Source organism: Oleiphilus sp. HI0067, from assembly GCF_001635735.1.
Map to the genome: position 1 here is coordinate 1 of NZ_LWFI01000565.1, position 787 is coordinate 787.

Genomic DNA, 787 nt, shown 5'->3' on the forward strand with positions numbered 1-787 from the left:
GCTGGATTATTAATAGAAAATAGTTGGAACAGAGATCAAAATGATAACTCGCAAATCATATTCATCTCTCACGTTATCTTTTAGAATATAAAGCGATATAACTTTTACCCATGGCCTCAAGAGTAAATTTGTTCAGAAATAAACTCTTTGATAGCGCAATCATCTCTTCATGTTTAGCCTTTTGACTCAGAGCAAATATCAATCCTTGTTTTAAATCTTCAACTCCAAATCCTTCCGTTAAGATCGCACATTCCTCTGAAGCGAGATATTCCGAAAACTTGACTGGAGTAGAAAGAATTGCCGTTCCCCCTCTCATGGCTTCCAGCAAAACAAGTCCAAAGCCTTCATGTAGACTAGAACATACAAGTAAAGACGCCTCCTCGATTAATTTCGCAGGATTAGGAAGATACCCTGTAAATACCACGCGGTCATCACAACCCAGTCCCGTAACAAGCTCCCTTAAACTTTTATCTAGGACACCATCACCGATAATGACCAGGACAGAATCATTTCCTGTAGACTTTAGTTGCGCAAAAGCCCTGATCAACATTGCAAAATTTTTTTCAGGGCTTAGACGGCCAATTGCAACAACCATATTCTTCGAAGAGCCCATCAATTTTTTCAATCTATTATCAGATTCTGGACCGAAACTAACGGGAGACGTTCTGGGAATACCGTTGTACACGGTAACCAAACGATTTTCTCCGATTAGAGTGCTAATCAGGTCCCTTACATGATCAGAAACCGCTACATTTATGACTCCCTTTCGCATTGCCATATACTGATG

The 787-nt window shown here is 39.9% G+C and carries 1 protein-coding gene; it reads right to left on the minus strand.

Annotated elements, in window-relative coordinates; all coding sequences use genetic code 11:
• Positions 1–73: 73 nt before the first annotated feature.
• Positions 74–787 (minus strand): glycosyltransferase family 4 protein (locus A3739_RS06605; protein ID WP_156502410.1); only part of this gene is annotated, 714 nt, incomplete at its 5' end.